This is a genomic window from Roseateles sp. YR242, assembly GCF_900109745.1.
Taxonomy (GTDB): domain Bacteria; phylum Pseudomonadota; class Gammaproteobacteria; order Burkholderiales; family Burkholderiaceae_C; genus Roseateles.
In genome coordinates this window covers 251,219-257,776 of the sequence record NZ_FOAV01000008.1, presented here as the reverse complement: position 1 = coordinate 257,776, position 6,558 = coordinate 251,219, and the positions used below count along the sequence as shown (strand labels likewise).

At 52.0% G+C, this 6,558-nt stretch carries 6 protein-coding genes; 4 read left to right on the top strand and 2 right to left on the bottom strand.

What is annotated here, in order from left to right; translation table 11 throughout:
• A partial coding sequence (locus BMY53_RS16590) for a transposase (RefSeq protein ID WP_143074109.1) occupies positions 1–289 on the bottom strand: 289 nt, incomplete at its 3' end.
• Positions 290–392: 103 nt separating this feature from the next.
• Entirely contained in the window at positions 393–872 is a 480-nt protein-coding gene (locus BMY53_RS16585; protein ID WP_177200922.1) for an OmpA family protein, read from the bottom strand.
• A gap of 718 nt (positions 873–1,590) precedes the next feature.
• Between BMY53_RS16585 and BMY53_RS16580 the strand changes: the two genes are divergently transcribed.
• The 4 genes from BMY53_RS16580 (at position 1,591) to BMY53_RS16570 (ending at position 6,481) form a co-directional block, all read left to right on the top strand.
• Entirely contained in the window at positions 1,591–2,874 is a 1,284-nt protein-coding gene (locus tag BMY53_RS16580; RefSeq protein WP_092947597.1) for an HlyD family secretion protein, read from the top strand.
• A gap of 70 nt (positions 2,875–2,944) precedes the next feature.
• The gene (locus BMY53_RS16575) at positions 2,945–3,442 is read left to right on the top strand and encodes a hypothetical protein (RefSeq protein WP_092947596.1); all 498 of its coding nucleotides are present in this window, start codon (positions 2,945–2,947) and stop codon (positions 3,440–3,442) included.
• 79 nt (positions 3,443–3,521) lie between these two features.
• Positions 3,522–4,358, top strand: coding sequence for a hypothetical protein (locus BMY53_RS25980; RefSeq protein ID WP_177200921.1), 837 nt, complete (start codon positions 3,522–3,524; stop codon positions 4,356–4,358).
• Positions 4,355–6,481 (top strand): peptidase domain-containing ABC transporter, encoded by a 2,127-nt coding sequence (locus BMY53_RS16570; RefSeq protein ID WP_177200920.1) that lies wholly within the window; start codon positions 4,355–4,357, stop codon positions 6,479–6,481. Before BMY53_RS25980 ends, BMY53_RS16570 begins: the two co-directional genes overlap by 4 nt.
• Positions 6,482–6,558: the final 77 nt, after the last annotated feature.

The following is a 6,558-nucleotide window of genomic DNA, read 5'->3' as shown; positions in this document are numbered from 1 at the left end:
GCAAGCGGGTGATCATGCCGTCGAGCTTGGCGAACTCACGGTACAGCGGTATGTCGTGCAGCGCCTCCTCCATCGCCGGGTCGCTCAGACCGAACCACTGCTGCAGGTAGTGAATGCGCAGCATGGTCTCGATCGGGAATGGTGGTCGGCCTGTCTTGCCCTTCGGGTAGTGCGGCGCCACGATCTGCACCAGCACGTCCCACGGCACGACCTTGTTCATCTGCTCCAGGAACTCCCGCTTACGCGTCTTCTTGGTCAACAGGTTCAGTCCGAGGCTTTGCTGCTTCATGCCTACATCCTCGCAAGCCTTGGGCCATCAGGCAAGATGGCCGGCAGAGTTTTGCAGACCTTCCCTAGAGCCCTTGCGTTGCGATCAAGTTGGGTGATCAGGCTTAGAACGGCGGCGCGAGTGGTACCACGATGAGCTCGACGCTGCGGTTCGCAGGCTTCGAGACACCGTCGCCGGTAACGACCGGCAATGCTGTCTCGGGCAACTCAGAGACAAATATCCGGCTCGGGGCAACACCGCCTTGATCTTGCAACGCCTGCCGCACAGCCTTAGCCCTCCTGGCTGAGAGTGCTTGGTTCAGCGTGATGCTTGCCAGCGTGTCGGTTTGTGCGCGAAGCAATACGGCAGACGCTGGCTTCAGGCGCAGCGTTGCCACCACGTCGTTGATCACATCGAAAGCGGCCGTGTCCAGGTTGTGAGCGCCATTTGCGAAGGTCACCTTGGTGGAGGTCGACAGTGGGGGTGCTGCTGGACAGGAGGCGCACGGAGACACGACTTGAATTACTGTCGGCTTTGCCAATTCGGCACGCAGGCCCGCACGCTCTCCCGCTTCATATTGACGGGCCGCACGGCGGGCAGCCAAGAATTGTTCCCCCGAATGACCGCTGGACTTGGTCTCCGGCAACCGAGTCTATGCCGGTTCTTCCCCCGAGAAGTCTGTCCTAGCTTGACGCGACTAGACCTCCCCTTGCCCCGCGAGTTGTGGCGGTCGATCTTTTGTTCCACGCGCTCTGCCTTCCTGCTCTTTCACTGATGTCAGCAGTCCGTTTGCGCCCGCGACGATGACTGCCACAGCAGCGGTTACTAGCCTGCCAGCCTTTCCAGAGGTGCGTTTAGGTTGGACCAAAAGCTGCGCTCGACTCATTACAACCCGTCAGCTGCGGAGGCGCACATCAATACTGTTTCACGAAGGGTGGTTTCGTGCTAAGGCCATCTAGCACATTGCTCGCTCAGGGTAATTAGGGCTATCCGGGCATCGCTCCACGGCACCACAACCCTTTTGGGGGATCGGCCAATGACTACAGAAGGGTTCCCCCCGGCGGCATCCCACAGAACTGGGAACTTTGTTCGCACATCGCGCGATCGATAACCAATCAAGAATCAAAAATAACAAGGAAGAATAGTAGACAACAAATGTATCGCCTTTATTAAGTTCTAAAGACTTTCCCTAGCCGAATGCACAGAAACGGCGACTTCAATTTCATTAAGATTCTTGCAAGCAGCGACCCGGCGGACACATTTTCGACACACTGCCTAAAATGCGAGGTTGATTCAATGGCTACGAAGATCAGAACGCGCAAATGACCAGCCTTTTTAGAAGAGAGGTTATAGAAAAACTCCAAGACCATTTGCCGGGCGAAGTCCGAATATCGAACTCCCCCAATCGCCTGGCCATGACAGTATTCGTGCTCTTTGCAATGATTGCGCTTCTGACCTTTATGGCAGCGGCCTCCTATGATCAAAAGGTTGCTTTGTCAGGAGTGCTCGTCCCAGCGGGCGGTGTCTTGAGCGTTTATTCCCCTGAAGCCGCAACAGTGGCGAAGATTCTCGTTAAGGAGGGTCAATATGTTGAAGCATCGACGCCATTAATTAAATTCCAAAGCGACAGGGCAACTGTTTCCGGAAGACTTGCCGCGATGCAAGAGGACGCCTTCGAAAAGCGAAAAAGAGCCATAGTAATGGAAGGTCTTGCAGCAGAAACGCAGTGGAAGCAGCGTGACGAAAGCTTGAACCGGCAACTCCGCAACCTCCTCGCTGAAGTAGATGGCTTCGAAGCCGATCTCGCCAACAGCAGATCGAGAATTGCACTTTCCAAAGTGACGGTACAGCGGTACCGAGAGCTGGCTGCCCAGGGATTTGTTCCTCAATTAAGTCTTCAACAGCGGGAGGAGGAACTCCTCGACCTGCAGTTGCGCGAGCGATCTATCGTCCATCAGATGGACAACAGTCGTCGATTGATTGATGCTGCTCGGGCAGACCTAGCAAGCAACAGAGCAACTTATGAGAGCACGACAGCACGCAGCAATGGAGAACGAGCAGCTCTAGATCAGGAATGGAAAGAAACCTCGGCCCGAAATGAATGGCTTGTCGAAGCACCTGAGGGCGGGCAAATTGTCAATATAAATGTGCTGAAGGGTCAATTCACGACCGCCGGGGTTGCCGTGATAACGATCCTTCCCGCGACCTCAGATGGTAAGAAATTAGTTGCAAACCTTTATGCAGCTAGCCATGTGGTCGGATTGGTAGAGGCAGGACAGAGCGCCGCAATACAGTATGCAGCGTTTCCTTATCAAAAATTCGGGCTGCATGAAGGCCGGATCGATGTTGTCGGCACAACCCCCATTAATCCCCAAGATATTCCACCAGGACAAGCAGAGGCAATATTTGCCACCCTGGCGACTCGAGAGCCGCTGTATCGCATCCAAGTAGCCATTCCTTCGCAATATTTTAAGAAAGACGGGCAAATTATTCATCTAAAACCGGGGATGACACTTACTGCCCAAGTCAAACTCGAGCGAAGACAGCTCTGGGAATGGATGTTCGAACCACTATTTAGCCTAACGAAGGGCAGGCAAAGCAATTGAAGTACCACGCCGGATGGTTTCCGGAATAATGCGCCTATAGATCAAAAATCCAAGGCAAATGGAGAGGAAAATGAGAGAACTCACCGTAGAAGAACAAAACGAAGTTGGCGGCGGTTGGATCGCCGTGCTGCTTGAAGTGGCTGCACTCATTGGGGGAGTCGCTGCCCTGATCGAAATTTGGGACCACTTTTATGGCGATGACAAAAACGGAACCGTGGAAGTTGGTCCGTTGAAGACGCTCGAAGACCTGGGCGGACAGTGCATCGAAAAGGGCGGAAATCTCGAGATCAGCTACGACGGGAAAACATACGAATACTCGTGCACTTTTGACTCCGAGGGAAATGCGACCATCGAATCTGATGGAGAAAGCGTTGACGTTGACGCCGATGGCAACATCATTGAAGACGAGGAGATCGATACGGACGATGGCGACGATTCCGGCGATGATGACAGCGATGACGGCGCCTCCGGTGATGATGCTGACGGCGACGCCGGCGATTCTGACGACGGCGATGACGACGCCGATGACGAAGGAAGCGATGGCGACGACGATCGTCAAGACGCGTAAGCCAAACAACTAAACTGACCGACCTGGCCACATCAGTGGCCAGGTTCTTTTCTCATCCAAAGCGTTATGCAGAGCGCCGATGTTCCTGAATATCCTTCTGATGGGGAGCAGCTTACTTATGTTCACGGTCAACGCCGGAACTCCACCCGGCAATCACAACCGCATACAAGTCGGGCTTTGTGGAGAGTCTCCTCCATCCGACCTTGAACTGACCCGTCGCATTGCCGAGTTTCAGAAGGAAGCCGGGGGCGCAAAGTCCACACGGGGATTCTTCCTCGCCTCGCGCGGAGTTGCGACAGTGGGGTACGTCGCAGCAAAAAACTCCATCCGAATTGAGGGCCGACTAGATGCTTCGACACCGGGCGTTCTGTCGGCGCTAATTGCGACCCACAAACACATCACATCACTAGAGATAAATAGCTTCGGTGGCGACGCTAGAGCCGCGTACGAAATTGCCAACATCATCAGAACACTCCAACTCGATCTGGAAATTGGAGAATTCTGCATGTCTGCATGTGCCAACTATTTAATTCCGAACGCCAGAACAATCTCTACAAATGATTCAGTCATCGGATTCCACGGAAGCCCGATGGCATGTTACAAAAAAATAAGCTTGATTAATGGCTTAAGAGCTTGGGGAATTCAAGGATATCTGAACTTGCGAAGAGTCGCAGCTGAGGATCGTCAAGTACTGGCCATCCATCCGAGATACAAGACTTTAATTGAACTCTCGCAGCGCGACGATCGAGGGGCCATGGACAATGTCGCTCGAGAGTGGCTAATCGCCCCTCCAGAGACACTCTCTTCCCTCGGCATAAACATCAAATCTGTCACACCCGGCCCGCATTTCAAGATTATCTCAAGCCAACCCAACGGATTGCTTGGCAAAGTATTCGTCAAGGAGGTGCGAGGTTGAAAGAGTATGTTCAGTCGGAGGCTGCGGAATGTGGGCTGGCATGCATCGCAGCCATATCCGCGAGCTTTGGTGCGACCTACGATCTAAGGGAGCTCCGAACCAAGTTCCCCCTCAGCCTAAAGGGCATGTCCGTGCTGGACATGTCCAGATTTTCATCCGAAATCGGTATGGCGGCTCGCCCGCTAAAGGTTCATATTACCGAAGTCAAAAAACTAACACTTCCTTGTGTTTTACATTGGAATTTGAACCACTTTGTAGTATTGGAGAAAATTCATCGCAATTCCTTTACGGTAATGGACCCGGCACACGGCCGCATTAAAGTAAGCACCTCGGTCTTTCATGAAAACTTTACCGGAATTGCTATCGAGTTCTCCAAGACAGCCACATTTCGAGAAAAGAGAGCTCGCCGAACAATTCCACTCCGTCAATTAACCGGCAAGGTTGTTGGACTTAAGCGCGCCCTCGCCCAAGTCATCATTTTCGCCATTTTTCTGGAGCTAATAAACCTAACCGCTCCCCTGATGAGCCGGTTCATTGTGGACGACGTCCTCGTATCCGCCGACCGCGACTTGCTGACAATAATAATAATTGGCTACGCCATCCTACTCATACTTCAAACTGGAACATCTTATTTTCGGTCTTGGACTCTAATATCCATCAGTCAGCGCTATGGATTTCAGTGGCTCAGCAATGTTTTCACTCACCTACTAAGGTTGCCTGTAGGCTATTTCGAGAAACGTCATACTGGCGATATCCTCTCAAGATTCGGAACCATCGGCACAATCCAGAAGCTTCTCACCTCTTCAGCCGTTGAAGGGGCGATGGACGGCGTTATGGCGCTCGCCTCGCTGGCCATGATGTTCATGGTTTCGCCTAAACTTTCCGCCATCGTCTGTTTCGCAGTTTTTTTATATTCGATTTCTCGTATTCTAACTTTGAGTTGGATGAGGTCAACGGAGGCCGGCAGACTTACGCTTGCTGCCAAGGAAAGTACTCACTTCGTAGAAACCATTCGTTCTATAGTTCCTTTACGACTCTTTGATCGAATAGATCAGCGGCGAGCACGTTGGCAAAATTTGATTATCGACGTCCAAAACTACGATGCGCGCTCGGCAATCATCACAATTTTTACCGGGTCGGTGAACAAAGTGATCTTTGGCGCAGAGAACTTAATAATCTTCTGGCTAGGTGCCAGGATGATCCTCGAGCGCACCCCTGACGCCTCCAGTCAATTCACGACTGGAATGCTCTTGTCATTCGTTGGATACAAAGTTCAGTTCACTTCTCGGATTTCCTCACTCATAGATTTTCTTGCCCAACTAAGGCTACTGAGCCTTTATATGGATCGACTGGGCGACATAGTATCCGAGCAGCCTGAAGTGGACCTTGCGCATCAGGCTGATATCTCTCACCTCGAACCAGAAATAGAGTTTAGAAACATTTCCTTCCGATACACTGCCAATTCTCCACTAGTCCTGAAAAATTTGAATTTCAAGATTTTCGCGGGCGAATCGGTAGCCATAAAGGGATCTAGCGGATCAGGAAAGACCACCCTTTTGAAGCTTTTGCTTGGGCTTTTTGAGCCCACTTCCGGCGACATACTTTACGGTGGAATTCCTATTAGACAACTCGGGCTTGCAAACTATCGCCGCATGATTGGAGCAGTCATGCAGGAGGATTCCTTGATGTCTGGCAGCCTAGCCGAGAATATCTCCTTCTTTGACGTCGGGCCTTCTCAATCATTGATCGAGGATTGCGCACAACTCGCAAATATCCACAAGGACATTATTGCCATGCCAATGGGATACCACTCAATTGTAGGCGACCTTGGCTCCGGCCTATCGGGCGGTCAAAAACAGCGAATTCTTCTAGCACGTGCACTATATAAGCGACCGCGACTTCTCGTTTTGGATGAGGCCACTAGCCATCTTGATGTCAAGAACGAGCGCGAGATATCAAGAAATATTGCAGCACAAAAAATGACGCGCATACTCGTGGCACACCGACCAGAAACCATCGCATCGGCCCAAAGAGTAATTATTCTAAGGAACGGGAAAATAGTTCCCCACCTTCCAGATACGCACGCTGCTCAAGATGAGGCGCTCTCGGCGCTGTCACCCTGACGAACGGAAGCTCAGTGGCGTGCACCACATCCCGCGGAAAGACAGTGCAAGGTGTTTGGAGAAAAGCTGAACGCGCC

Bases quoted from the DNA above. Each gene is read 5' to 3' on its own strand.
- BMY53_RS16580 (WP_092947597.1), top strand. From the start codon at position 1,591: ATGACCAGCCTTTTTAGAAGAGAGGTTATAGAAAAACTCCAAGACCAT.
- BMY53_RS16575 (WP_092947596.1), top strand. From the start codon at position 2,945: ATGAGAGAACTCACCGTAGAAGAACAAAACGAAGTTGGCGGCGGTTGG.
- BMY53_RS25980 (WP_177200921.1), top strand. From the start codon at position 3,522: ATGTTCCTGAATATCCTTCTGATGGGGAGCAGCTTACTTATGTTCACG.